This window comes from Methylobacterium guangdongense (genome assembly GCF_038442355.1).
Classification (GTDB): Bacteria; Pseudomonadota; Alphaproteobacteria; order Rhizobiales; family Beijerinckiaceae; genus Methylobacterium; species Methylobacterium guangdongense.
Genome location: NZ_JBBXMX010000001.1, coordinates 614107 through 638856, shown reverse-complemented (window position 1 = coordinate 638856; position 24750 = coordinate 614107). Strand labels below are relative to the sequence as shown.

At 70.3% G+C, this 24750-nt stretch carries 19 protein-coding genes; 8 read left to right on the top strand and 11 right to left on the bottom strand.

Going from position 1 to position 24750, the window contains the following annotated elements:
• Positions 1-183: 183 nt before the first annotated feature.
• Complete coding sequence (locus tag AAHG09_RS03085) at positions 184-1566, top strand: 2-hydroxycarboxylate transporter family protein (protein WP_342105287.1); 1383 nt, start codon at positions 184-186, stop codon at positions 1564-1566.
• Positions 1567-1591: 25 nt separating this feature from the next.
• Positions 1592-2899, top strand: coding sequence for an MFS transporter (gene tcuC / locus AAHG09_RS03080; RefSeq protein ID WP_342105286.1), 1308 nt, complete (start codon positions 1592-1594; stop codon positions 2897-2899).
• 135 nt (positions 2900-3034) lie between these two features.
• On the opposite strand, the gene AAHG09_RS03075 is transcribed toward tcuC, so the two are convergent.
• Positions 3035-3688: a GntR family transcriptional regulator gene (locus tag AAHG09_RS03075; protein WP_342105285.1), complete on the bottom strand. Its 654-nt coding sequence runs from the start codon at positions 3686-3688 to the stop codon at positions 3035-3037.
• A 116-nt stretch (positions 3689-3804) separates the two neighbouring features.
• On the opposite strand from AAHG09_RS03075, the gene tcuA reads away from it, so the two are divergent.
• From tcuA to AAHG09_RS03060, 3 genes are all read left to right on the top strand, one after another.
• On the top strand, positions 3805-5301 hold the full coding sequence (gene tcuA, locus AAHG09_RS03070; RefSeq protein ID WP_342105283.1) for an FAD-dependent tricarballylate dehydrogenase TcuA: 1497 nt from the start codon (positions 3805-3807) through the stop codon (positions 5299-5301).
• A 130-nt stretch (positions 5302-5431) separates the two neighbouring features.
• Positions 5432-8596, top strand: coding sequence for a double-strand break repair protein AddB (gene addB, locus AAHG09_RS03065; protein ID WP_342105282.1), 3165 nt, complete (start codon positions 5432-5434; stop codon positions 8594-8596).
• A 112-nt stretch (positions 8597-8708) separates the two neighbouring features.
• Positions 8709-9200, top strand: coding sequence for a bleomycin resistance protein (locus AAHG09_RS03060; protein ID WP_342105281.1), 492 nt, complete (start codon positions 8709-8711; stop codon positions 9198-9200).
• 207 nt (positions 9201-9407) lie between these two features.
• Here the strand turns inward: AAHG09_RS03060 and AAHG09_RS03055 are convergent, their stop codons facing one another.
• The 3 genes from AAHG09_RS03055 to AAHG09_RS03045 form a co-directional block, all read right to left on the bottom strand.
• Positions 9408-10637 (bottom strand): acyl-CoA dehydrogenase, encoded by a 1230-nt coding sequence (locus AAHG09_RS03055; RefSeq protein ID WP_342105280.1) that lies wholly within the window; start codon positions 10635-10637, stop codon positions 9408-9410.
• A 112-nt stretch (positions 10638-10749) separates the two neighbouring features.
• Positions 10750-11679: an AEC family transporter gene (locus AAHG09_RS03050; RefSeq protein WP_342105279.1), complete on the bottom strand. Its 930-nt coding sequence runs from the start codon at positions 11677-11679 to the stop codon at positions 10750-10752.
• A gap of 108 nt (positions 11680-11787) precedes the next feature.
• A complete protein-coding gene (locus tag AAHG09_RS03045; RefSeq protein WP_342105277.1) occupies positions 11788-12246 on the bottom strand; it encodes a hypothetical protein in 459 nt (152 codons plus the stop codon).
• Positions 12247-12660: 414 nt separating this feature from the next.
• On the opposite strand from AAHG09_RS03045, the gene AAHG09_RS03040 reads away from it, so the two are divergent.
• A complete protein-coding gene (locus tag AAHG09_RS03040; RefSeq protein ID WP_342105275.1) occupies positions 12661-14334 on the top strand; it encodes a methyl-accepting chemotaxis protein in 1674 nt (557 codons plus the stop codon).
• A 30-nt stretch (positions 14335-14364) separates the two neighbouring features.
• Here AAHG09_RS03040 and AAHG09_RS03035 read toward each other — a convergent pair whose 3' ends face one another.
• Positions 14365-15570, bottom strand: a complete 1206-nt coding sequence (locus AAHG09_RS03035; RefSeq protein WP_342105274.1) for a trans-sulfuration enzyme family protein — start codon at positions 15568-15570, stop codon at positions 14365-14367.
• Positions 15571-15649: 79 nt separating this feature from the next.
• On the opposite strand from AAHG09_RS03035, the gene AAHG09_RS03030 reads away from it, so the two are divergent.
• A complete protein-coding gene (locus tag AAHG09_RS03030) occupies positions 15650-16168 on the top strand; it encodes a TspO/MBR family protein (RefSeq protein WP_342105272.1) in 519 nt (172 codons plus the stop codon).
• A gap of 368 nt (positions 16169-16536) precedes the next feature.
• On the opposite strand, the gene AAHG09_RS03025 is transcribed toward AAHG09_RS03030, so the two are convergent.
• The 4 genes from AAHG09_RS03025 to AAHG09_RS03010 form a co-directional block, all read right to left on the bottom strand.
• Complete coding sequence (locus tag AAHG09_RS03025) at positions 16537-17064, bottom strand: phosphate-starvation-inducible PsiE family protein (RefSeq protein ID WP_342105271.1); 528 nt, start codon at positions 17062-17064, stop codon at positions 16537-16539.
• Between the two features lie 70 nt (positions 17065-17134).
• Positions 17135-17692, bottom strand: coding sequence for a DUF4337 domain-containing protein (locus tag AAHG09_RS03020; RefSeq protein WP_342105270.1), 558 nt, complete (start codon positions 17690-17692; stop codon positions 17135-17137).
• Between the two features lie 71 nt (positions 17693-17763).
• Positions 17764-20892, bottom strand: coding sequence for an efflux RND transporter permease subunit (locus tag AAHG09_RS03015; RefSeq protein ID WP_342105269.1), 3129 nt, complete (start codon positions 20890-20892; stop codon positions 17764-17766).
• A gap of 21 nt (positions 20893-20913) precedes the next feature.
• Entirely contained in the window at positions 20914-22152 is a 1239-nt protein-coding gene (locus AAHG09_RS03010; RefSeq protein ID WP_412759975.1) for an efflux RND transporter periplasmic adaptor subunit, read from the bottom strand.
• A gap of 244 nt (positions 22153-22396) precedes the next feature.
• Here AAHG09_RS03010 and AAHG09_RS03005 point away from each other — a divergent pair, with 244 nt between their 5' ends.
• Positions 22397-22579 carry a hypothetical protein gene (locus AAHG09_RS03005; protein ID WP_342105268.1) on the top strand — a complete coding sequence of 61 codons (183 nt, stop codon included), beginning with the start codon at positions 22397-22399 and terminating at the stop codon, positions 22577-22579.
• Between the two features lie 50 nt (positions 22580-22629).
• Here the strand turns inward: AAHG09_RS03005 and AAHG09_RS03000 are convergent, their stop codons facing one another.
• Together AAHG09_RS03000 and AAHG09_RS02995 are read right to left on the bottom strand one after the other, a co-directional pair.
• Positions 22630-23673 carry a glycosyltransferase gene (locus AAHG09_RS03000; RefSeq protein ID WP_342105267.1) on the bottom strand — a complete coding sequence of 348 codons (1044 nt, stop codon included), beginning with the start codon at positions 23671-23673 and terminating at the stop codon, positions 22630-22632.
• Positions 23670-24749, bottom strand: a complete 1080-nt coding sequence (locus tag AAHG09_RS02995; protein ID WP_342105265.1) for a glycosyltransferase family 2 protein — start codon at positions 24747-24749, stop codon at positions 23670-23672. The genes AAHG09_RS03000 and AAHG09_RS02995 overlap by 4 nt, the downstream gene beginning before the upstream one ends.
• Position 24750: the final 1 nt, after the last annotated feature.

Genomic DNA, 24750 nt, shown 5'->3' with positions numbered 1-24750 from the left:
AGGTCGGGCACTTTGTTCCCGGCAGCGCGTTGCCGCCCTCCGGCCCTGCTGATACGCCGAATGTCACTTTATTTCCGCCGGCTGTGCGGGTCTTGACATGACGCGACGGTCATCGGCCGGCGCAAGATCATGCGTGAGGGCCTTGAGCCGCCGACGGGTCGAGAGGCATCCGGGGGGACGTCCATGACCAGCACTGCGTCGCCGAGCCCGATACCGGCACCGGTCGAGACCCGCGTCGAGGGGACGCGCACGACCCGATTCTGGCCGGAGCGCTGGTGGCGGCTGGTCGATTTCAAGATCGGCATCATCCCGCTGCCGGTCTACGTCATCCTCGCCGCGCTGATCGTGATCCTGGTCCAGGAGGGCGAGATCAAGCCCGACGGGCCGACCATGATCGCCGTGCTGGTGATGGGCGGCTTCACCTGCGCGGAGATCGGCAAGCGGATCCCGATCCTCAAGAACATCGGCGCGGGCGCGATCTTCGCGACCTTCATCCCCTCGGCGCTGGTCTACTACGCGCTGGTGCCGCCGCAGATGGTCAAGGCGATCACCGACTTCACCAAGTTCACCAACTTCCTCTACATCTACATCGCCACGATCATCGTCGGCTCGATCCTCGGCATGGACCGCGAGGTCCTGATCAAGGGCTTCCTCAAGATCTTCGCGCCGCTGGCCACCGGCTCGGTGGCGGCGGCCCTGGTCGGCACCCTGGTCGGGACGCTGCTGGGCCTCGGGCCGTACAAGACCTTCTTCTTCATCGTCGTGCCGATCATGGCGGGCGGCGTCGGCGAGGGCGCGATCCCGCTTTCGATCGGCTACGCGGCGATCCTCGGCCAGCAGCAGGGGGTCATCTTCGCCCAGGTCCTGCCGCCGGTGATGCTCGGCTCGCTGACCGCGATCATCTTCTCCGGCACCCTCAACTCGGTGGGCAAGCGCTATCCCCACCTCACCGGCGAGGGCCGGCTCCAGCCGGATTCGGACGGCATCAAGTCCAGCGACGCGCAGGCCAAGTCCGAGGCGGCGCGGGGCCAGATCGATCCCGCCACGATCGGCGCGGCGGGGCTCACCGCCATCACCCTGTACCTGCTCGGCGTCATGGCGCATCACCTGGTCGGCCTGCCGGCGCCGGTGGCGATGCTGTTCCTGGCGGTGTTCGCCAAGCTCGCCAGCGCGGTGTCGCCCCATCTCCAGGCCGGCGGCTTCGTGGTCTACAAGTTCGTCCAGGTCTCGATGACCTACCCGCTGCTCTTCGCCATCGGCGTGGCGCTGACCCCCTGGCACGAGCTGATGGCCGCCTTCACGCTGGTGAACCTGATCACCATCGTGTCGACCGTGGCGACGCTGATGGTCACGGGCTTCTTCGTGGGTCGGTGGCTCGGTATGTACCCGATCGAGACCGCCATCGTGAACGCCTGCCACAGCGGCCAGGGCGGCACCGGCGACGTCGCGATCCTCACGGCGGCGAACCGGATGGCGCTGATGCCGTTTGCGCAGATCGCGACCCGCATCGGCGGCGCGCTCACCGTGACGGGCACGATCATCGCGATGAAGTGGATCGGGGTCTGACCGGCCCCGCAGGGAGCGTTTGACCATGGCCGGTGATCCAGGTGCCGTCGAGGCGACCCTCAAATCGAGGATCGGTGCGATCCTGCGCGCGACGAGCGGCAACTTCCTGGAGATGTTCGACTTCTTCCTGTTCGGGTTCTACGCCAGCTACATCGCGCGGGCGTTCTTCCCCTCGGGCAACGAGACCACCGAGCTCCTGCTCACCTTCGGCACCTTCTGGCTCGGGGCGCTGATGCGCCCCCTCGGGGCGATCGTGCTCGGCGCCTATATCGACCGGATCGGCCGCCGGCAGGGTCTGATCGTCACCCTGGCCATCATGGCGAGCGGCACGGTGCTGATCGCCTTCTGCCCGAGCTACGACACGATCGGCGTCGCGGCGCCGCTCATCGTGCTGGCCGGCCGCCTGCTCCAGGGTTTCTCGGCGGGCGTCGAGATCGGCGGCGTCTCGATCTACCTGTTCGAGATCGCGACCCCGCAGCGGCGCGGCTTCTACACCTCGTTCCAATCGGCGAGCCAGCAGGTGGCGATCCTGTTCGCGGCCCTGATCGGCTATGGCTTGAACGCCTTCCTGACCAAGCAGCAGATTGGCGACTTCGGCTGGCGGATCCCGTTCCTGATCGGCTGCCTGATCGTGCCGTTCATCTTCTTCATCCGGCGCTCGCTGCAGGAGACGCAGGCCTTCGCCAAGCGCACCCATCACCCCGGCACCCGCGAGATCCTGACGACGGTCGCCGCCAATTGGCGGATCGTGCTCCTCGGCATGATGCTGACCACGATGACGACGGTGACCTTCTACATGATCACCGTCTACACCCCGACCTTCGGCAAGACCGTCCTTAAGCTCACCGAGACCAACAGCCTGATCGTGACCCTGTGCGTGGCGATCACCAACTTCATCTGGCTGCCGGTGGGCGGTGCGCTGTCCGACGCGATCGGCCGGAAGCCGGTGCTGCTGACGATCTCGGTCCTGTCGCTGCTGACGACCTACCCGGCCCTGCACTGGCTCGTGGCCGACCCGACCTTCGGCAAGATGCTGGCGGTCGAATTGTGGTTCTCGTTCTTCTTCGGGGTCTACAACGGCGCGATGGTGGTCTCGCTCTCCGAGGTGGTGCCGGCCCATGTCCGGGCGAGCGGCTTCTCGCTGGCCTACAGCCTCGCCACCGCGTTGTTCGGCACCGCCACCCCGATGGTCTCGACCTTCCTGATCGAGAAGACCGGCGACCGGGCCTCCCCCAGCTACTGGCTGATGGCGGCGGCCGCCTGCGGCATCGTGGCGACGCTCGCGCTGTTCCGGGGTCGCCCGCAGGTGGAGCGCGTCCCCGCCCACGCCTGAGGAGTTCGGGTTTCCAAAGGGCGTGCCCTTTGGTGGGTCGTCAGGGCAAAGCCCTGATTGTCTCGAGCTTCGCTCGGCACCAGGGCTCTGCCCTGGACCCGCGAAGGTCTCGACCTTTCGAAACCACGACCGGGTTCAGCTCTCCTGCCAGATCCGGATCCGCGCCTTGAAGGCGGCCCGGATATGGGCGCGCGCCGCCGCCTCGGCGGCGTCGCCGTCATGGGCGCGGATCGCCGCCACGATGGCGGCGTGCTCGGCGAGCGACTCCGCGGCACGGTCGGGGGACGCCAGGGTGGTGGCGCCCGGCAGCAGCACCAGCGACAGGCGCATCGTCTCCAGCGTGCCCTGCAGGAAGCGGTTGCGGGCCGCCCCGTGGATCTGCCGGTGGAACAGGCGGTTGGTCCGCGCAAGCGCCGGCGCGTCGCCGAGCAGTCCCCGGTCCCGGGCGACCATCTCCTCCAGGATCTCGGTCTCGACCGCGCTGGCGTGAACGGCGGCGAGGCGGGCCGCCGTCCCCTCCAACACCTCGCGCATGTCGTAGAGTTCGCTGACCTGCCCGTAATCGAGCTGCGCCACGCTCGCGCCCCGGTGCGGCTCGTGGGCGACGAGGCCCTGCGCCTCCAGCCGTCCCAGCGCCTCGCGCACCGGCGTGCGGCTGATCTGGAACCGCTCCGCGAGCTCGGCTTCGCGCAGCCGGCTTCCGGGGGCGAGTTCGCCCTCCTCGATCGCGCGCAGCAGGCGCTCGTAGGCGCCGGCGCCGCTGGGGCGCTCCGAGTCGCTCGCCTTCATCCCGAGATCTCCTCCGGCCGGCCATAGCCCGAAACGCGGCGGCCCGGAACGCTTGCGAAGAATTGCATGCAGACGTATACAATTTGCATTCGAAGAGGAACGGCAGGGAGACGGAGATGCGGCAGGCAGGCGATGCGCAGTGGGATGTCGTGGTGGTCGGCTCGGGCAATGCCGCCATGAGCGCCGGACTCGCCGCCCTGGAGCGCGGCGCCTCGGTGCTGATGATCGAGAAGGCCGAGCGGGATCTGGCCGGCGGCAACACCGCCTACACGGCCGGCGCCATGCGCTTCGTCTACGAGGGCACCGGCGACCTGATGCCGTTGCTGGCCGATCCTGAGGATCCGCGCCTGCCCCGCACCGATTTCGGCGCCTACACGGCACAGACGTTCGAGCAGGATCTCCTCGGCTTCAACGACGGAAGGCCGCTGTCGCGCGAGCAGCGCATCCTGATCGACGAGAGCGGCGCGGCTTTGCGCTGGCTGGGCACGCAGGGGGTGAAGTTCGAGCCGATCTATTCCCGCCAGTCCTTCGAGAAGGACGGGCGCTTCGTGTTCTGGGGCGGCCTGACGCTCGCCACCCACGACGAGGGGTTCGGCCTCGCCCGCGCGGAGCTCGAAGCCTTCACCGAGGCCGGCGGGGAGATCCGCTACGGCTGCCCGGCCAAGGGGCTGATCGTCGAGGACGGGCGCGTCGTCGGGGTGGAGACGCCGCAGGGCGCTGTCCGCGCCAAGGCCGTTGTGCTGGCCTGCGGCGGCTTCGAGTCGAACGCCGCACTCCGGACGCGCTTCATCGGCGAGGGCTGGGACAAGGCCCGGGTCCGCGGAACACCGCACAATCAGGGCGACGGGCTTCAGATGGCGCTGGACCTCGGCGCCAAGGCGCACGGCTTCTACGGCGGCTGCCACGCCACGCCGATGGACCTGCACACCCCCGATTACGGCAACCTCGAGCTGCCGCACGGTGAGCGCAAGCACTACCGCAAGATCTGCTACTTCCTGGGACTGATGCTCAACGCGAACGGAGAGCGGTTCGTCGACGAGGGCAAGGATTTCCGCAACTACACCTACGCCCAGTTCGGCCGCGCCATCATGGAGCAGCCCGGCCACGTGGCGTGGCAGATCTTCGACGCGAAGGTCGATCACCTGCTCTACAGCGAGTACCGCTTCCACGACGCCCACTTCGTCGAGGCCGATACCCTGGACGGCCTCCTCGACAAGCTCGACGGTATCGACCGGGACGGGGCGAAGCGGACGATCGCGGCGTTCAACGCCGCCGTGGACGCGGCGGTGCCGTTCGATCCGACCGTGAAGGACGGGCGCGGCACGAAGGGGCTTCCCCTGCCGAAATCGAACTGGGCGCAGACGATCGAGACCGGGCCGTTCAAGGCCTATCCGGTGACCGGCGGCATCACCTTCACGTACGGCGGTGTGGAAGTCGGCGACGACGGCGGCGTGAAGCGGGAGGACGGCGGCGCCATTCCGGGCCTCTACGCCTGCGGCGAGATGGTGGGCGGCGTGTTCTTCAACGGCTATCCCGGCGGTTCGGGGCTGACCTCGGGCGTGGTGTTCGGCCGGCGGGCGGGGTACGGCGCGGCGGCGGGGGCCAAGAGCTGAAGGGGTCTCGCTAGAACGCGACGCGTTCCCTCCCCCGCAGAGGGGGAGGGGGAGCAGCGTGAACGGTCCGGCACACCCGGCGGCCCACCGCCCCCTGTCCGGAACCCCGCGGCGGGCGTAGAAGCCTGCCATGTCCTCCCGACAGGCCGTCTTCACCATCACCCGCGGCGTCCCGTTCCTGCCGACGCTGGCGGACGCGCTGCTCTCCGGCCGGCTCGTCGGGCCGGTGGCGGACGACCCGCTGGCGCTCGCCGCCGTCACCCTCTACCTGCCGACCCGCCGCGCCGCCCGGGCCCTGTCCGCCATCCTGGCCGAAAGGCTCGGCCGGGATGCCCCCGGGCAGGCCACCCTGCTGCCGCGGATGATCCCCCTCGGCGAGGCCGACGAGGCGGAACTCGACCTCGCCGCCGAGCCGCTGCTGGAGGAGAACGCCGATCCCTTGAGCGCCCCGATGCCGCCGCTGGAGCGCCGGCTGATCCTCGCCCGCCTCGTCCAGGCCTGGGCCAGGACCGTGGATCGCACCCTGCTGCCCCTCGACGCCGAGGTGCCGTTCCTCGTCCCGTCCTCCCCGGCCGACGCCGTGGGCCTCGCGGGCGATCTCGAACGGCTGATGGACGCGCTGACCGTCGAAGGCCTGCCCTGGTCGGAGATCGGCGCCGCCGTCGAGGCCGAGTATTCCCGCTATTTCGGCCTGACCCTCGACTTCGTGAAGATCGCCGCCGAGAACTGGCCGAAGCTGCTCGCCGAGCGGGGGCTCGCCGATCCCGTCGCCCGCGCCCGCGGCCTCCTGCTCGCCGAGGAGCGGCGCCTGTCGCGCGGCGTCACGCCGGATCCGGTGGTCGTCGCCGGTTCGCTCGGCTCGGTCCCCGCCACCGCCCGGCTGATCGCCGCCGTGGCGAAGCTGCCCCGGGGCGCCGTGGTGCTGCCCGGACTCGACCTCGACCTCGACGCCGCAGGCTGGGACGGCATCGACACCGGCGAGGGGTTTTCGCGGATCATCGCCCACGGCCACCCGCAGGCGGTGCTGCACCGGCTGCTCGGGCCCGACAATCTCAACCTCGCCCGCGCGGAGATCGTCGCCCTCGGCGAGCCCGCGCCCGGTCAGGCGGCCCGGGCCGCCCTGCTGTCGCAGGCGCTGCGGCCGGCCGACACCACCGACGCCTGGGCGGCCCTCGACCCGGCCGAGCGCGATGCCAACGCGCGCCTCGGCCTCGACGGTCTGGCGCTGGTCGAGGCCGCGGACGAGCGGGAGGAGGCGCTGATCGCCGCAATCGCCCTCCGCGAGACCCTTCAGACGCCCGGCGCCACCGCGGCCCTGGTCACGCCCGACCGGGGGCTCGCCGGCCGGGTGGCGGTGGAATTGCTGCGCTGGGGCATCGTGGCGGAGGATTCGGCGGGTCTGGCGCTCGCCGGCAGCCCGGCAGGCCGCCTGGCGCGGCTGGCGGCCGAACTCGCCGCCGACCTCGCCCGCAACCAGGCGGACGCGATCCCGGCCCGGCTGATCGCGCTGCTGTCGCATCCGCTGGTCCGGCTCGGCCTGCCGCGCGCCGACGTGGTGCGGGGCGCCGCCGCCCTGGAGATCGGCCTGCTGCGCGGTCCGGTCCCGGCCCCCGGGTTTTCGGGGCTGCGCACGGCGCTGGCGGCCGAGCGCGCCGGGCCGCCTGAGCATCGGCCCCGGGCGAAGCGTCGGCTCACGGACATCGACTGGGATCTCGCCGCGGACCTGCTCGACCGGCTGGACCTCGTCTTCCGGGATTTCCCGGGTCCGGACGGCGCCGGCGACTGCGACCTCGTCACGACGGCCGCCCGCCACCGGGAGGCCTGCGACCGGCTGGTCGCCGGGCCGGAGGATGCCCCGGAGGTCGAGACGGACGGCTCCCTGTCCTGCCTCGATGCCCTGTTCGACGATCTGGACATGGCCGCGCCCGGGCTGATGCCGGGGCGGTTCGACGATTACGCGACCTTCTTCACGTCGCTCACCCGGGAGCGCGTGGTCGCCTGCTCGGGCGAGGCGCCGCATCCGCGGCTGCGCATCCTCGGCCTGCTGGAAGCGCGTCTGCTCTCGGTCGATCGGGTGGTCCTCGGCGGCCTCGACGAGGGCGTCTGGCCGGTACGCACCCTGACCGACGCGTTCCTCAACCGGCCGATGCGCGAGCGGGTCGGCCTCAACCCGCCCGAGCGGCGGATCGGCCAGATGGCGCACGACTTCGTGCAGGCGCTGGGCTGCCGGGATGCGGTGATCACCCGGGCGCTCAAGCGCGAGGGCGCGCCGACCGTGCCCTCCCGGCTGATCCAGCGCCTGCGCGCGCTGGCCGGCGACACGAACTGGGACGTGGTGCTGAAGGCCGGCCGCCGCTTTGCCGGCCTCGCCGCGCAGCTCGACGCGGCCCCGCCGCAGCCGCGGCTCAAGCGGCCCGCGCCGAAGCCGGACCCGGCCCTGTTCCCGCGCTCGCTCAGCGTCACCGAGATCGAAACGCTGGTGCGCGATCCTTACAGCATCTTCGCCCGCCACGTGCTCGGGCTCGATCCCCTGGACCCGCTGGCGGCGGCGCCGGGCGTCGCGACCCGCGGCTCCCTGGTCCACGAGGTCTTCGCCGAGTTCGCCCGGCGCCATCCGCGCGACCTTCCCCGCGAGGCCGCGGAGCGGCTGTTCAACCTCGCGGTGAATGCCTTCGCGGAGATCGAGGCGGAATACCCGAACCTCTACGCTGAGTGGTGGCCGCGCTATCAGCGGATGGCGGCCGCCTATCTGGATTGGGAGGCGCAGCGCCGGCCCGGCCTGACGCAGGTTCACCCGGAGGTGTCGGGCCGCTGGGTGATCCCGATGGGCCGGGAGAGCTTCACGCTGCGCGCCCGCGCCGACCGAATCGAGCTGCGCCCGGATGGGACCGCCTGCATCGTCGACTACAAGACCGGCGCCCCGCCCTCGGCGAAGATGATCTTTTCCGGCTTCTCGCCGCAGCTGACCCTGGAGGCGGCGATGCTGATGCACGGCGCCTTCGCGGATCTGCCGAAGGTCAAGGCGACGCCCGACCTGCTCTACATCCACGCCTCGGGCGGCCGGAAGCCGTTCCTGCCGGTGCCGGTGAAGCCGCCCCGGGGCGAGGCGCGCGAAGTCGCCGCCATCGTGGCCGAACACGCCGAGCGGCTGCGGGGTCTGGTCGCGCGGTTCATGACCGGCGAGGCGGCCTACACGGCCCGGCCCTACCCGCAATACGCCAGCCAATACGGGTCCTACGATCACCTCGCCCGGGTGCTGGAATGGTCGCTTGCGGGCGATGAGGGCGGGGACTGAGGGGGCTCGACCGCGAATCGCGGTAGGATCGAAATGGCGCAAGAGCCGGCCGCGACGGCGCTGGTCCTGTGCCGATCCAAGCCGTCAAAAGCGGCAGTAGCGGAGCGGTTCGATGCCCGACGCGAAGCCCCTCGCCGATCCCGTTGATCGGGCGCGATCCCTCAGTACGGGCGCCGCGCCGCAAGGAGGCTTCGGGGCGCTCGTCCCGGAGTTATACGTGACGGAGCTCGATGCGAGCCTGCGCTTCTGGTGCGACTTGCTCGGCTTCGCGATCGCCTACGATCGCCCGGCCGCGCGCTTCGCCTTTCTGGCGCGCGGTGCGGCGCAGATCATGCTGTGCCAACGCAACGGCAGCTGGGACACCGCCGCACTGGAATACCCGTTCGGCCGGGGCATGAATCTGCAGACGATGATCGAGCCGCTGGATCCGGTTCTCGCCGCGCTCAAAGCGGCGGGCTGGCCGCTGTTCGAGGCGCCGTCCGAGGCTTGGTACCGGGTCGGAGACGCGGAACACGGCCAGCGGGAATGCCTCGTGCAGGATCCCGACGGGTATCTCGTGCGCCTCGCGGAAGATCTGGGAATTCGCGTTCCGGCGAAGGGTTGAGGCGTTCGCGTTGGCGGATCCGGCCGGCACTTTTCCCCTCCCCCTTGTGGGGAGGGGCCAGGGGTGGGGGTGGTACAGGATCGAGCGCAGCGGTGCCTTCTGCACCACCCCCACCTCCAACTCCTCCCCACAAGGGGGAGGAGAGCGCGTCTAGGCTGGCGACGCGTGACGATCATACCCGCAACGCGAGAATAGCCCGTCGGACCCTCAGAAGAACGCCTGCAGCCCCGTCTGCGCCCGGCCCAGGATCAGCGCGTGGACGTCGTGGGTGCCCTCGTAGGTGTTGACCGTCTCGAGGTTCTGGGCGTGGCGCATCACGTGGTACTCGCCCATGATGCCGTTGCCGCCGTGCATGTCCCGGGCGGTGCGGGCGATGTCCAGCGCCTTGCCGCAATTGTTGCGCTTGACGAGGCTGATCATCTCCGGGGCCATCTTGCCCTCGTCCATCAGCCGCCCGACCCGGAGCGAGGCCTGGAGGCCGAGCGTGATCTCGGTCTGCATGTCGGCGAGCTTCTTCTGCACCAACTGGGTCTGGGCCAGCGGGCGGCCGAACTGCTTGCGCTCCAGCGTGTAGTTGCGCGCCCGGTGCCAGCAATCCTCGGCGGCGCCCATCGCCCCCCAGGAGATGCCGTAGCGCGCCCGGTTGAGGCAGCCGAACGGCCCCTTCAGCCCGGAGACGTTCGGCAGCAGCGCGTCCTCGCCGACCTCGACGCCCTCCATGACGATCTCGCCGGTGGTGGAGGCCCGCAGCGACAGCTTGCCCTTGAGGGTCGGGGCCGAGAGACCCTTCATGCCCTTCTCCAGGATGAAGCCCCGGATCGCGCCCTCATGGGCCTCGGACTTCGCCCAGACCACGAACACGTCCGCGAAGGGCGCGTTCGAGATCCACATCTTGGCGCCCGAGATCCGGTAGCCGCCGTCGATCTTCTCGGCCTTGGTCTTCATGCCGGCCGGGTCCGAGCCGGCATCGGGCTCGGTGAGGCCGAAGCAGCCGATCCATTCCCCCGAGGCGAGCTTCGGCAGGAACTTCTGGCGCTGTTCCTCCGAGCCGTAGGCGTGGATCGGGTACATGACGAGGGAGGATTGCACGCTCATCATCGAGCGGTAGCCGGAATCCACCGCCTCAACGGCCCGCGCCACCAGCCCGTAGGCCACGTAGGAGGCGCCGGCGCAGCCGTATTCCTCCGGCAGGGTGACGCCGAGCAGCCCGAGCTCGCCCATCTTCCGGAACAGGCCCGGGTCGGTCTTCTCGTCGGCATAGGCCTCGACGATCCCGGGCAGGAGCTGCTCCTGCGCGAAGCTCTGGGCGACGTAGCGAATCGCCCGCTCGTCCTCGGTGAGCTGGTCGTCCAGCAGGAAGGGATCGTCCCAGACGAAGCGCGGCGAGGCCGGCGCCGAGGGGGAGGCGCTGCCCGGGGGGCGCATCGGTGCGTTCATGGGGATCCTCGCCTACAGGGGTTGTGTCGAGCCTCGTGGGCTCGCGCTTGGCGACACATTAGACCCCCGCCGGCCATCGTCCAACGCGCAGGGTGACGCCGGGGCGCACCCGTCACGCGCGGCCGAGGAGCATCAGCCAGGCGAGGGTCGTGAGCGGGGCCAGGAGCGTCGAGACCAGCACCGAGGCGGCCACCATCCCGGTCTCGGTCCGGTAGCGGGCCGCCAGCAGATAGGCGTTGATCCCCACCGGCATGGCGGCGAACAGGGTCGCGACCCCGGCATAGGCCGGCGGCATCGCGAAGACGTGGAAGGCCAGGATCCAGACCGCCAGCGGGTGCAGAAGATTCTTCAGCGCCGCGATGACGAGGGCGCCCTTGAGATCGAACAGCACCCGGTAGCGCTTCAGGCCGGCGCCGAGCGCCACCAGCGCGCAGGTCGAGGCGGTGCCCGCGAAGGCATCGATCAGGGACCGGACGATGCCGGCCGGCGCGACGCCGAGGCCCTTCATGGCCATGCCGACCAGGAGGGCCACGAAGATCGGGTTCCTCAGCAGAACCAGCACGAGGCCGCGGATCCGCGCCAGGATCGGCAGGCCGGAATCGGATTCGATCAGGAAGGTGGCGCTGCCCATCATCAGCGGCAGGTGGACGGCGAGCAGCATGAACAGCGGGAAGGCGCCGTCCTCGCCGTAGGCCTGGAGGATCATCGGCACGCCGACGAACACGGTGTTCGACTGGCTGGCCGCGAAGCCGTGCAGGATCGCGCCCCGCCGCTCGATCCCGGCGCGCCGCCGGGCGATCAGCGTGCCCACGAACCACGACAGGCCGGCGCCGCCGAAATACGAGACCCAGTAGGACCACGCCACGGTACCGCTCATCCCCGGCTTCGTCAGCGTGGCGATGATCAGCGCCGGCACGGCGACCGCGAAGACGTATTCCGACAGGCCGTCGCTGACCTTGTCGGAGAGCAGCCCCGCGAGCGCAGCCGCCCAGCCGATCAGGATGATCCCGAAGATCGGGGCGATGATGGCCAGGGCGTTCACGGATCCGGACGGCGTGCTGAAAGGCGGGGGCCCCGCCCTTAGCACACGGTCGCGGCTCCGAGCGTCAGCGCCGGGTGAATGACGCGCCGGCGCCCGCTGCCTGACGGACTACTTGCCGTCCAGCACCTGCATCGGGTTGGTGCGCTGGCTCGCCGGGGGTTCCTTGGTGAGGTTGGCGCCCCCTTCGCGCTGTGCCTTCACGTCCCGGGGCGAGCCCGGACCGCCGACCGCCTGACCGCCACCGTCGCTCTGGGTCGGGACCGTGCCGGAGGCGAGTTCGAGGCAGGTCACCATCTCGACGTAGGAGGGATAGCCCCCCGCCTTGAACTGGTTCTGGCACTGCCGCTTGGCCGCCGGGGTGTAGCTGCCCCAGTGCTGCTCGGCTTCCTTCTTGGCCGCCTGCTCGGAGCGGAGGCAGCCGTCGTAATTGGCCTTCTCGCTGATCGACGTGTTGGTGACCTGCGCCGATTGGCAGGTCCGCTCGACGTCGAGATCCGGCACCGCGTCGGCCAGGGCCGGGGCGGTCGCAACGAGGATCGCGACGACTGCGCAGGGGAGAGGTCTCATGGCGTTCAAGACTCGCAGGCAGGAGGATTTCCAGTCTGAACGCGCCAACATCCATTTTGGTACCGGCCGGCGCCGCCACCCTCCTATGGGTTGCCGAGCCCATCCTGCGCACGGTCGCCGACCCAGCCTCTCGGCAAGCGGCATCGTCGGCGAGATCCCGAACGGCGCTTGACGCCTGCCCCGTCTTCGCAAGCAAAGTCTGCCGCGAAGCAGGTGGATCAACTCGCCTGTGTTTCATAGCGAAGGGTTCATGCAAGCCTGTCAGGCGAACGACTTGCGTTCAGCGGACACAGATCAGCCGTTCGGCTATGCCAACACTCCACGCTGCCGAAAATGTGAACCAAAGTTTCATGCAGATCTCAGATCGTGATGCTGTATCGTCGGGCGCCACCAAGCGGGTGGGGGAAAGCGATTATGGCCGTCATCTATACCATCAAGGGTCGTCTCATCATCCTGCTGGCTCTGCTCGGTGCTCTGTTGTTGGCCTCAGATATCACCGGACAATTCTTCTTGTCGCGGAGCAACCATAGTCTCGAGACGGTGTACGAGGACCGCGTCATCGCGCTCAGCCAATTCCTGGCGATCCGCGATCATTACGACAGGCTCCTCGATGCCTCGCGCACGGTGCGCGACCAGGCCGCCGACCCGAGCGACGCGGCGAAACAGATCGCGGCGGGTCTCGCCGGCCTCCAGCAGCAATGGGCGGCCTATCTCGCGACCTATCTCACCCCCGAGGAGAAGGCGCTGGCGGCCGACATGCAGGCGCAGATCGACCGAAACGCCACGCTTGTCGCCGGCATCCTCGAGCGCCTGCGCACGCGAAACCTCGACGGGTACGCCGCCATCCACCTCACGCTCAATCAGATGATGACGCCGACGATCGCCGCATTGGCGAAGCTGACATCGCTGCAGATCCGGGAGACGCAGGCGCAGTACGCGCAGGCCCAGGAGAATGCATCCGAGGCCAGGCTGATCCTGATCCTCCTCCTCGTGGTGGCGGGCGTGGCCATCCTGTTCGGCCTCCACACCGTTCTGACCCGGGTGACCCGGCCGCTCGATCGGACCACCGCCCTGATGGGCCAGCTCGCCTCCGGCGACCTGACCGTGACCGTCGCCGGGGCCGAGCGGCGGGACGAGATCGGGGCGATGCTCCGGGCCGTGCAGGTGTTCAAGGACGCGATGATCGCCAAGCGGGCGGCCGACGAGGCCGCCGCGGTCGAGAACGACGCCAAGGCGCGCCGCGCCGCGTTCCTCGACGAGATCACGAAGCGGTTCGAGCACAACATCTCGGCTCTGACCGCGAGTCTCGCCGGCGCCGCCTCCGAGATGGAGAGCACCGCCCAGGCGATGGCGAACGTGGCCGATCAGGCCACGCAGCAGGCCGGACGGGTGGCGCAGGCCGCCGAAGAGACCTCCGGCAACGTGCAGACCGTGGCGGCCGCCACCGAGGAAATGGCGTCCTCGGTGGATGAGATCGTGGAGCAGGTAACCCGCTCGGCGCAGATCGCCGAACGCGCGGTCGAGGGCGCGACCCGGACCGGCGCGACGGTCCGCCGTCTGGCCACGACCGCCGAGCGCATCGCCGCGTTCGTCGACGTCATCGCCACCATCGCCAGCCAGACCAACCTGCTGGCCCTGAACGCCACGATCGAGGCCGCACGGGCGGGGGAGGCCGGGCGGGGTTTTGCCGTGGTCGCGGGGGAGGTCAAGGAACTGGCCGAGCAGACCGCGAAGGCCACCGGCGAGATCGGCGAGCGGATCGGCGAGATCCAGAGCGCCACGAACGAGGCGGTCGACGACATCGAAGGCATCAGCCGGATCATCGGCGAGATGTCACGCTACGCCACCGGGGTTGCCGCCGCGATGGACGAGCAGGGTGCGGCGACCCGGGAGATCACCCGCAACGTGCAGGAGGCCGCCCGCGGGACTGAGCAGGTGACGCAGAACATCGCCGGCGTCCGGGAAGGCGCCGGTCAGACCGGTGCGGCCGCCGCGCAGGTCCTGAACGCGGCGCAGACGCTGTCTCAGCACTCCGACAGCCTCTCGCGGGAGGTCGGCGCGTTCCTGGGCGGCGTGAAGGCGGCCTGAGCGCAGCCCTGGGCGGCACCTCAGCGCCGTTCAGGGCGCCGCATGCGCGCCGCGTAGCGCCTGGTCGAGATCCGCCAGCAGATCCTCCGTGTCCTCGATGCCCGTCGACAGGCGCAGCAGATCGGTCGGGCAGGGGCTCCCCGGCCCCTCCACCGAGGCCCGGTGCTCGATCAGACTCTCGACGCCGCCGAGCGAGGTGGCGCGCTTCCACAGCCGCACCCGCGCCGCCGTCGCGATGGCGCCCGCCTCGCCGCCCGCGACCCGGATCGACAGCATGTAGCCGAACCCGTCCCGCATCTGCCGGCGGGCGACGGCGTGGCCGGGATCCTCCGGGAGCCCCGGATAGAGGACCTGATTCACGTGCGGGTGCCCGGTCAGGCGCTCGGCGAGCCGCAGGGCGCCCGCAGATTGTGCCGCCGCCCGCAGATGCAGGGTCCGCAGCGAGCGCATCAGCAGATAGGCCTCGAACGGCCCCAGGATGCCGCCGCTGCCTGCGCGGATCGCGCGGATCCGTGCCCAGAACGCGTCCTCCCGCGCCCCCGCCAGCACGCCCGCCACCACGTCGGAATGACCGTTCAGGATCTTGGTGGCCGAGTGCATCACGATGTCGGCGCCGAGCCTGAGCGGGCACGTGTGCACCGGCGAGGCGGCGGTGGAATCGACCGCAAGCCGCGCCCCGGCGGCATGGGCGATCTCCGCGGCGGCGGCGATGTCGGTGACCGTCCAGAGCGGGTTGCCGGGGGTCTCGATCCAGACGAGCTTGGTCCGGCCCGGCTCGACGGCGGCGCGCAGGGCGTCGCAGTCGTCCGTATCCACGAAGGTCAGGCTCAGCCCGCGCCGGGGCGCCTCCTCGCGCAGCCAGCGCTTCAGCGCCCAGTACATGACGGTGCCGGCGACGACGTGGTCGCCCGGTTCGAGGGCGCCGAACACCGCGGTCGCCGCCGCCATCCCGGAGCCGAACAGCAGGGCGCCGGCGTCCGCGCCCTCCAGCATCGCCAGGACGGATTCGGCCTCGCGCACCGTGGCGTTGTCGGGACGAGCGTAGCAGTAGCCCGAGCTGTAGCCGTTGTCGGGATCGCGGATGAACGTCGTGGCGACGTGGAGCGGCATCACCACCGCCCGGGTCTCGGGCTCGATCCGGCCCATCGCCTGCGCGGCGAGGCTTTGTCGCGTGAAGGCCGGCGTTTCGTCGGGTTGTGTATCCGTCCGCGCTCCCGGCGCGTTAGATTGTGTCATCTGACGATTCCCGGCGGATGGAGAGGGGCGCGTGCCACGGGCCGCCGCCTTCGGCAACCCGCCCTCGGAGACGGATATCATGACGGCCGCCACACAGGTCCCCGAAGGCTCCGCTTTGCCGCGCTGGCTCCGGCTCGCCGCCGCGATCCTGCCGGTCGCGGTGACCGCGGCGATCGGCTCCGTGGCGACGCAGGCCGAGATCCCGGGCTGGTACGCGGCCCTGAACAAACCGGTCTTCAACCCGCCGAACTGGGTCTTTCCGGTGGCCTGGACGATCCTCTACACGATGATCGCGATCGCGCTCTGGCGGCTGCTCGGCGCGATGCCGCGCACGGGCCCCAGCCGGGAGGGCTGGTGGCTGGCGCTCGCCGCCTTCCTGATCCAGATCGCGCTCAACGCCGCCTGGACGCCGGTCTTCTTCACCGCCCACGCGATCGGCACCGGGCTGATCGTGGTGGCGATGCTGCTGGTGATGGTGCTCTGGACGATCCGCCTCACATGGCGGTTCGACCGGGTCGCGGCGTGGCTGCTCGTCCCCTACGCCGGCTGGGTGGCCTTCGCGACGCTGCTCAACGCCGCGATCCTGCGGATGAACTGAGCGACGTGGTCGACCGGATCCGTGGAGGCCCTGGGTCAGCGCCACGATGGCGCCGACCACCACGATCGTCTGAAAGCCGATCGCGGAGAGAACCCATTTCAGGATCTCGTACCACGTGTCGGCGATCTCGGTCCTCAGATCGGACCGGACCAGACTGACCTCAGCGCTGAGATCGGACTTCGTCACCAAGGTTGTCAGATCGCTCGCGCGCGCATCGCGAATCACGCCCGTGACCGCGTCGGCCTGGACGTCGGAGAATCCAGCCGCCTAGAGCTTCGGTGCGATCGCCAGAGTATCGCGTGAGACGAGGCTCATGGAACCGCGCATAGCCCGCGCGGCCTTGCTGAGCAGATGCTTCGCCGTGCGCCTTACTGCCCGCTGCTCGCCGATTCATCACCGGCCGGTTTCCCGTCATCCCGGGCGCGGTGAAGCAGGAAGATCGCGAACACCATCGTGATGATCAGCCCGGCCAGCACGCCGAGCTCGATCATCGAGGCCTGGAACAGCGCCTGCTTCTCGGGCGACCAATCCTTGGCGTGCATGATCTCCGAGGATTGCAGGGTGATGACCAGAACCCGCCGGATCGAGGCGATCAATCCGACGATCAGGAACGGCTCGCAGGTCAGCGTGCCGGACCGCATCGAGACCCGTACCGTGTGCAGGATCTCGATCAGCATCAGCAGGAACAGCAGCCGATCGACCACTTCCAGGATCTGCTGGACGTTCCCGAGGGCCTTGAAGGCATCGAGGGTCAATCCGGCCGCATCGATCAGCGCGACGAGGGCGGTGAGCGCCAGCAGGAGCCCGAGCGCGGCATAGATCGTATGCTCGGTGTGAAGGAAGATCGCGCTGGCGACCCGTGTCAGGCGCCCCTGGTCCTCGGTCTCGTGCGGCATCGTACCCCCCGGAAGTATGCCGTGAAGATAAGCGTCCGCGCCGCACGTCCAGTCCGGCGCACCACAAACCTCAGTGGAAGAACGGCAGCGCGTGCGGCGCCAGATAGCCGAAGCCGAGGAGGGCCGCTCCGGCGAGTCCCAGGAAGCCGCCGGCGAAGACCAGCAGCGCGATCCCGGTGATCACCTCGGCCGAGGCCAGCACGATGCCGATCTGGAAGGCCGCCGAGGCCAGCTCGTAGTGGTGATAGCGCAGCAGGGCGAGGTCGCGCCGGCCCTCCGAGGCCCGGGCCTTCTCGGAGAGTTCCTTGCGGCCCTCGCCGGTCGCGGGCTCCGAATCCCAGCGTGCCAGGGTCTTGGCCCATTCGGCGCGCTTGGCCGCGATCGCCTCCTGGTTCGGGCCGGGCGGCACCAGCGCCAGCGCGTCATCGGCGGTCTTGAGCACCGTCGAGCGGATCGTGCGGGCCTGGAAATAGGCCCATTGGTTGGCGGCCTCGACATTGGCGCCGATCGAATCCGTCTGGGACGCCTTGCCCAGGGTCTCGCTGAAGGCGAGGAACAGCGCCAGCACCGAGATCAGCAGCGCCACGCGCTTGTTCGACCCCTCGACCGCCCCGTGACCACCCGACATCGCTCGCCCATTCTTTCGATTCGCTGCGCGAAGTCACAGCGCATCGCGGCGCGGCGCGCAATGCGGATCGCCTATTCCGCGGCGATCCGCGGTGGCGCGGACCGCCCGTCATTGGCCGGATGGAACGCCGCGACCTCCTCCGGATCGTCGCGCTCGCCGATGAAGCGGCCGAACAGCCGCTTCAAGAGGCGCGACAGGTCGTCCATCAGCACGAAGATCGCCGGCACGAAGACCAGCGACAGCACGGTCGAGACGAGCAGGCCGCCGATCACCGCCACCGCCATCGGCGCGCGGAACTCGCCGCCGATCCCGTAGGCGAGCGCGGAGGGCACCATGCCGGCCGCCATGGCGATCGTGGTCATCACGATCGGCCGGGCGCGCTTGCGGCCGGCATCGACGATCGCCTCGTTGCGATCGACCCCGGCGCGGATCTGCTCCACCGCGAAATCCACAAGCATGATGGCGTTCTTGGTCACCACGCCCATCAGCATCAGGATGCCGATCACCACCGGCATCGAGATCGGCATGTGGCAGATCAGGAGGGCCAGGATCGCGCCGCCGATCGAGAGCGGCAGCGAGAACAGGATGGTCAGCGGCTGCAGGAAGTTGCCGAACAGCAGGATCAGCACGCCGAACACCATCATCAGGCCGGCGCCCATGGCGAGGGCGAAGCCCTCGAACACCTCGCCCATCACCTCGGCGTCGCCGGTCTGGCTGATCGTCACCCCGGGCGGCAGGTTCCTGGCGGTCGGCAGGTTCATGACCTGCGTGATCAGCTCGGCGAGGGCGTCGGTGCCCTGCATGTCGCCTTCGAGGGCGACGCGCACCGCGCGGTCGTAGCGGTCGATGCCGGTCGGTCCCTGGCCGAGGCTGATATCGGCGACGGTCGCGAGCGGCACCGCGGCCCCGCCCTTCACCGGTACCTTCAGGGTCTCGAACTCGGAGAGCCGGCCGCGCAGGCTCTCGGGAAGCTGCACCCGGATCGGGATCTGCCGGTCGGTGGCGTTGAACTTGGCGAGGTTCATGCCGATGTCGCCGATGGTGCCGACCCGCACGGTCTCGGCGATCGTGTCGGTGGAGACGCCGAGATCGGCCGCCACGCCGGGCTTCGGCCGGATCCGGACCTCGGTGCGGTCGAGGGGCGCCGTCGACATCACGTTGACGAGGTGCGGGATCTGCTGCGCCTCGCGCTGGAGCTTGGCGGCGACATCGGCGACGACCGCCTTGTCGGGGCCCGCGATGATCAGCGCCAGATCGCGCTGGCCGTTCTCGCGGAGCGCCCAGAAGCGGAGATCCGGCTCCTCGCGCAGGATCGCGGCGACCTCGGCGTCGACCTGCTTCTGCGTGCGATGGCGGGTGTTCTTCGGCGTGAGGTTGATGGTCAGGCTCGCGAGCCGCACCTCCTTCTTGCCGGGCAATTGCCGGCCGCCATCCACGAACACGCTCTTCACCTCGGGCAGCGACCGGATCTTCGCCTCGATCCGATCGCTGACCCGGACCGTGTCCTGGAGCCGGGCGCCCGGCGGCAGTTCGAGGACGAACAGCGTGCGCGCCTGATCCTCCGCGGGCAGGAAGCCCGCCGGCAGGAGGCCCGTGGAGGCGATGGAGGCGGCAAAGCACGCGATGCCGAGCACCAGCGTGATGAACTTGTGCCGCACCGACCACGCCACGAGGCGGGTGTAGCCGCGCATGACGAAGCCGTCCCGCGTGTGGTCCGGCCCGTGGTCGCGCAGGAAGTAGGCGGCGAGCAGCGGCGTGATCAGCCGCGCCACCAGCAGCGACATGAACACCGCCGCCGCGATGGTCAGGCCGAACTGCTTGAAATACTGGCCGGCGATGCCGCCCATGAACGACACGGGCGAGAAGATCGCCATGATGGTCGCCGTGATGGCGATGACCGCGAGGCCGATCTCGTCGGCGGCCTCCAGGGCGGCCCGATAGGGTGATTTCCCCATCCGCATATGGCGGACGATGTTCTCGATCTCCACGATCGCGTCGTCCACCAGGATGCCGGTGACCAGCGTGATCGCCAGCAGGCTGACGGCGTTGAGCGAGAAGCCCAGCGCGCTCATCACCCAGAAGGTCGGCAGCACCGAGAGCGGCAGGGCCACGGCGGCGATCAGGGTCGCCCGCCAGTCGCGCAGGAACAGCAGCACGACGATGACCGCCAGGGCCGCGCCCTCGATCAGGCCCATCATGGCCGAGTGGTAGTTGCCGATCGTGTTGACGACGCTGGTGTCGATCAGGTCGAACCGGACGTTCGGGTTCGCCGCGTGGAGTGCCGCGATCTTCCTGGCGACACCGACCGAGACGTCGGCGTCGCTGGCGCCGTTGGCCCGGGAGATCGCGAAGGCCACCACCGGCTCGCCGTTGAAGCGCGCGAAGGTGCGGGGCTCCTCGGCGGTGTCGGAGAGCGTCGCCAACTCGTCGAGGCGGACCTTGCGGTTGCCCGGAACGACGATCGAGGTCTTGGCGAGCGTTTCCAGGCTTGCCGAGGCGGCGAGCGCCCGGATCGACTGCTCCTGGCCGCCGACCTCGGCCCGGCCGCCCGCCATGTCGGCGGAGGTCAGGCGCAATTGCCGGTTCACGTCCGCGGCAGTGATGCCCAGCGCCAGCAGCCGGTCGGGCTTCAGGGTGACGCGGATCTCGCGGGCGACGCCGCCAAGGCGCTCGACGCCGCCAACGCCCTTCACGCTCTGCAGGCCGCGGGCGACCACATCGTCCACGAACCACGACAGGTCCTCCGGCGTCATCGCGGGCGCGGAGGCGCCGTAGACCATGATGGGCAGGCCGGCGATCTCGACGCGGGAGACGATCGGCTCGTCGATGGTGCGCGGCAGGTTCTGGCGGATCTTGGCGATGGCGTCCTTGACGTCGTTGGTCGCCCGATCCTGGTTCACCTCCAGCCGGAACTCGATCGTGGTGGTGGAGATACCCTCCGTGATCGTCGACAGGATGTGCTTGACGCCCTTCACCCCCGCGATCGAATCCTCGACCCACTTGGTGACCTGGGTCTGCAGCTCGGCCGGCGCGGCGCCCGACTGGGTGATGGTCACCGAGACGATCGGGATGTCGATGTTCGGGAACCGGGTGATCGGCAGGGAGCGGAAGCTCACCAGCCCCAGGATCATCAGGACGAGGAACAGCACCACCGAGGGCAGCGGCTTGCGGATCGCCCAGGCGGAGACATTGAGGCGCATGGCTCGGTCCTTGGATCGGTCCTACCGCGGGTCCGCGTCGGCCATCGGGGCGGCCATCGGTGTGCTGCCGGGCGCCGATACGGGACGCACCCGGTCGCCGTCGCGCAGGAAGCTGCCGGCCCGGGCCACGACGCTCTCGCCGGCCGCGACGCCCGAGCGGAGTTCGGTGAAGCCGTCCGCCGACAGGCCCGTGGCGACGATCCGCGCCTCGACGCGACCGTCCTTGACCACCAGCACGCTGGCCCGGCCATCCGCCGCATAGAGCAGGCTGGAGACCGGGACGGCGACACCGGTCCGGCGGGCGACCTCCACGGTGCCGCGGGCGAAGGCGCCGATCCGCAGGGCCGGATCGGCGCCCAGACGGATGCGCACCTTGCCGAGGCGGGTCGCCCGGTCGACCTCGGGGTAGACCCGGCGCACCTTGCCCTGGAGATGACGGCCGTCGTCGAGGTCGAGGCGCGCCGGGTCACCGACCTGGATGCGGGCGAGCGAGGTCTCGGGCACCTCGCCCTCCAGTTCGATCTCGCCCCGGGCGATCAGACGGAACAGGGGTTCGCCCACCGCGGTGGCGGTGGCGCCAATCCGCGCCGTGCGGCGGTTGACGATCCCAGCCTCCGGCGCGCGGATATCGGTGCGGGCCCGCCGCAGGGCGATCTCGGCCCCGGCGGCCCGGGCGGTGGCGAGGTCGGCCTGGGCGGATTGGAGCCCGCCCTTGGCGGCGGCGAGACGGCCCTCCGCGCCCTGGGCCGCGGAGACGCGCTGTTCCAGCACGGCCGCGGTGGCGTTGCCGGTCTTGGCGAGCGCCTGCGCGCGTTCCAGCGCCTGCTTGGCCTCGATATTGGCGGCCTCCGCCTGGACGATCTGGCTCTGCGCCTGGACGATGGAGGCCTGCGCGCGGGCGATCGCCGCCGCGTTCGAGGCCTCCTGCGTGGCGATCATCTCCAGGGACAGCCGGGCGAGCACCTGACCCTTGGTGACGCGATCGCCCTCTTCAACGAGCAACTCGGTGATGCGCAGTCCCTCGACCTCCGGGGAGACGAGGATCTCGTCCCGGGGGACCAGCGTGCCCGTGACGACCGCCCGCTCGACGATCTCGCGGCTCTCGGCCGGGACGACGGTCACGGCGGGCGCGATGGCGGCGGCATCGGGAACGGCGGCGCTCTCGACGGGCAGCGCCGGTGCCGAGACCGGTGCCGAGGCAAGAACCGCGAGCCCGCACAGGAGGCCGAGGCGGGACGCCCGCCAACGGAAGGATTTCACGACGGGGCCTCGCAGTCGGCGCACGATTGGTAATGCCGCTCCCTCGCCGAGTAGGCCGGCGATTTCATGGCGCAGGGTCCTTAACGAGACCGAGTATAACGCTTGCGGTCGAGGCCGTCGCCGGACCGCGCGCCGCATGCTGCAGGGAGACGAGATCGGCCGCTTTTCCCGCCTTTGTCCTGCAACCGGCGGCGAACCGCGGCGTTATGCCGACACTGGTCTTCTCGTGACCGGAGAAGGTTCGATGAGCATCTTTCAGATCAAGCAGAAGAAGAGCGGCGCGGTGCTCTGGACCGGCGCGGCCGATGACGAGCAGACGGCCCTCGACGCCATGGCGCGGGAAGCCGGCTACCGGGATTTCTCCGCAATCCCGGACACGCTCCGGGCCGACGGGATCGAGGCCGCCAAGCTCGACCTGATCTCGTAAGGGTTCGCACCGCGTCGAACAGGCGCTCGCCCTTGCGGCGGGCGCCTTTTTCATGCGTGCGCGAACGATCCCGCCAGCGCGTCGATCGCCGTCGCGCAGTCGGTGACCGCGGTCGGGCTGTGCAAACGGCCGATCACCGCCGGATCGAGGGCGAGTCCCGCCCGGATCAAGCCCGGCCACGCGGAGGCTTCGGGCCAGCCCGCGTGAACGATGGCGGCGCCGAGCCGGGCGAGCGCCGCCGCCTTCTCGGTCTGCTCGTCGTAGGCCCGCGGCTCCGGCAGGCAGAGGAAGCGCCTGGCCTGCGCCGCCGCCAGAGCCACGACGCCATCGCCTCCGCCGCCGACCAGCAGGGCGGCCCGCGCCACGTGCGCCGCGACATCCGAGACCCAGCCGTGCAGGTGCAGGTTGTCGGGGATCGATCCGGTTCCCGTGACGGGACCGAGGACGTGCCAGGATCGGTCGGGTACGGACCGGGCCGCCGCTGCGAGTTCCGCGCGCGTTCCACCCGCACCGCCCTGGCCAAAGACGACGACGATATCGCGGCTCGTATCGGTGGTGTCCTGGGCGGGACCGCCGAGAAAACCCGCGTAGACCGTCTTGGCTCGAACCCAATCGGGTACGCCCGCGCCGTCCAGCGCTTCGGGAAACGGTGCGAGCAGGCGGCTCGCGCTGCGAAACGCTTCAAGATGCGGGGGATCCGTGCGGGTGCCGGCGAGCCGCACTACCAAAGTCGGGACTGAGAGCAGGCGCGCGAACAGCGCGACCTCCACCGAGACATCGATCACGAGGAGCGCCGGATCGGTCCGCGCCACCCAGTCGGCGATGCGCGCCATGCGGGTGCGCAGGCCGGGATGGTTCAGGGGCGCGTAGTGCAGCGCCTCCGGCCGCTCGGCCACGCCGTCCCGACCGTCGAAGGCCGCGTCATCGAGCGGCCGGTCGTCCGGGAGGTCGAGGATGTCGAGGCCGGCGGTGTCGAAGCCCGCGAGCGTGCCGATGATCGTACAGGGACGGGGCAGGGCGGCGGCCACCGCCCGCGCCCGCTGGAGATGGCCGGCGCCCTGATGGTGGACATACCAGCCGATGCCGCGGGTCACGCGGCGGCCTTCAACGACACGGCCAGGGCGTCGAGCTCGGCGAGCGCCCGGTCGAGGGGACATTCCCGGGCCGGCGCGGCTCGCGATTCGAGGATCCGGTCGGCCCGCTCGACGAAGGCGATGTCGTTGGGGCAGGGGCCGAGAACCGCGAGATCGTCGGCGCCGAGGCCGAGATGCGCACAGGCGGCGGCCTGGGCCTCAGGCCGGACATGGAAGGCCCGGCGCAGCGCCGCCCGGCGCAGGATCAGCGCCTGCCAGTGGGCGGCCTCCGGCAGTAGATAGGCCTCGCCGTCGAGCACGCGGGCGCGGCGGGCCATCTCGGTGGCCATCCCGCCCGAGACCCGACCCTGGTGACGGGCCGAGACCATCACGCGCACGTCGGGGCAATGGCGCAGGCGGGCGCCGTGGGCGCGCAGCAGCCCGACCAGGGCGTTGTCCTCGCCGCAGGGCAGCGGCGGCAGGCCGCCGACCGCGCGGTAGAGCGAGACCGGGACGGCGAGGCTCGCGCCGGTATGGTCGCCGTGGCGCGGGGCGGGATCGTAGGGCGGCGGATCGAGCAGATCCTCCAGGCGCCGGACGCCGGCCCAGTAGCGCTCGATCCGGGCATGGAGATCGGCGAGCCGCGGGTCGGCATCCCCGTCACCGTCGATGATCAGGCGGCCGCCGACGACGTCAGCCCGTTCGAGCGCCCGCAGGTTCGCGGCGATCCAGTCGGCCGGCAGGCGGGCATCCGCGTCGGTGGTGAGCAGGACCCCGTCGGCGACGCCGTCCGCGGCGAGCCAGTCCGCACCGGCGTCGAGCGCCCTGCGCCGCGCGGTGCCGACATGGGCCTCCGTGCCGGACAGCGTGGCCTCGATCAGCCGGATGTCGAGCGCCGCCCAGGCACCCGATTCCTGCCCGGCCCGGATGGCCGCCACCGTCCCGTCCGTGCAGTTGTTGGCCAGCACGACGACGCGCACCGGTGCCGCGAGTCCGGTCTGTCCATCGAGCGACGTGAGCAGGAGCGGCAGCCGCTCCGCCTCGTTCCGCGCCGGGATGCAGACGACACCGCGCGCGAGATCGGGCCGGACGCTCATC

Coding starts and splice junctions, on each gene's coding strand:
- AAHG09_RS03085 (WP_342105287.1), top strand. CDS start 184: ATGACCAGCACTGCGTCGCCGAGCCCGATACCGGCACCGGTCGAGACC.
- tcuC (WP_342105286.1), top strand. CDS start 1,592: ATGGCCGGTGATCCAGGTGCCGTCGAGGCGACCCTCAAATCGAGGATC.
- AAHG09_RS03075 (WP_342105285.1), bottom strand. CDS start 3,688: ATGAAGGCGAGCGACTCGGAGCGCCCCAGCGGCGCCGGCGCCTACGAG.
- tcuA (WP_342105283.1), top strand. CDS start 3,805: ATGCGGCAGGCAGGCGATGCGCAGTGGGATGTCGTGGTGGTCGGCTCG.
- addB (WP_342105282.1), top strand. CDS start 5,432: ATGTCCTCCCGACAGGCCGTCTTCACCATCACCCGCGGCGTCCCGTTC.
- AAHG09_RS03060 (WP_342105281.1), top strand. CDS start 8,709: ATGCCCGACGCGAAGCCCCTCGCCGATCCCGTTGATCGGGCGCGATCC.
- AAHG09_RS03055 (WP_342105280.1), bottom strand. CDS start 10,637: ATGAACGCACCGATGCGCCCCCCGGGCAGCGCCTCCCCCTCGGCGCCG.
- AAHG09_RS03045 (WP_342105277.1), bottom strand. CDS start 12,246: ATGAGACCTCTCCCCTGCGCAGTCGTCGCGATCCTCGTTGCGACCGCC.
- AAHG09_RS03040 (WP_342105275.1), top strand. CDS start 12,661: ATGGCCGTCATCTATACCATCAAGGGTCGTCTCATCATCCTGCTGGCT.
- AAHG09_RS03035 (WP_342105274.1), bottom strand. CDS start 15,570: ATGACACAATCTAACGCGCCGGGAGCGCGGACGGATACACAACCCGAC.
- AAHG09_RS03030 (WP_342105272.1), top strand. CDS start 15,650: ATGACGGCCGCCACACAGGTCCCCGAAGGCTCCGCTTTGCCGCGCTGG.
- AAHG09_RS03025 (WP_342105271.1), bottom strand. CDS start 17,064: ATGCCGCACGAGACCGAGGACCAGGGGCGCCTGACACGGGTCGCCAGC.
- AAHG09_RS03020 (WP_342105270.1), bottom strand. CDS start 17,692: ATGTCGGGTGGTCACGGGGCGGTCGAGGGGTCGAACAAGCGCGTGGCG.
- AAHG09_RS03015 (WP_342105269.1), bottom strand. CDS start 20,892: ATGCGCCTCAATGTCTCCGCCTGGGCGATCCGCAAGCCGCTGCCCTCG.
- AAHG09_RS03005 (WP_342105268.1), top strand. CDS start 22,397: ATGAGCATCTTTCAGATCAAGCAGAAGAAGAGCGGCGCGGTGCTCTGG.
- AAHG09_RS02995 (WP_342105265.1), bottom strand. CDS start 24,749: ATGAGCGTCCGGCCCGATCTCGCGCGCGGTGTCGTCTGCATCCCGGCG.